This is a genomic window from Arthrobacter sp. A2-55 (genome assembly GCF_025548615.1).
GTDB lineage: Bacteria > Actinomycetota > Actinomycetes > Actinomycetales > Micrococcaceae > Specibacter > Specibacter silviterrae.
In genome coordinates this window covers 1-408 of sequence record NZ_JAJLOZ010000157.1, presented here as the reverse complement: position 1 = coordinate 408, position 408 = coordinate 1, and the positions used below count along the sequence as shown (strand labels likewise).

Here is a 408-nt window from a genome sequence, read left to right as displayed (position 1 = left end):
AACGCCACCATGGCGAACCTTCCGGCGCTGCTGGAGCAGTTCGAGGCCAACTTCACGGCCCGCGGCGGCATCATCCACTGGGCCCGCGACGCCCAGGAAGCCAACCAGCTTGTCACCGAGCTGATCAGGGCAACGGGGGAAACCGAGGTGGTCAAGGTCAAGTCCATGGCCACGCAGGAAATCGGCTTGAACGAATACCTGGAAGCGCAGGGCATAGCCGCCTTTGAAACCGACCTGGCGGAGCTCATTGTCCAGCTGGACCGTGACAAGCCCAGCCACATCCTGGTCCCGGCCATCCACAAGAACCGCAGCCAGATCAGGGAAATCTTCCTGCGCGAAATGGAGGACGTGGACCCGGCCCTGAGCAACGAGCCCGCGCGCCTGGCCGAAGCCGCCCGCCGCCACCTC

General features: G+C 64.7%; 1 protein-coding gene. It reads left to right on the top strand.

Annotated features, from left to right (window positions below):
- Positions 1-408 (top strand): LUD domain-containing protein (locus LPN03_RS20755; protein WP_262455766.1); only part of this gene is annotated, 408 nt, incomplete at both ends.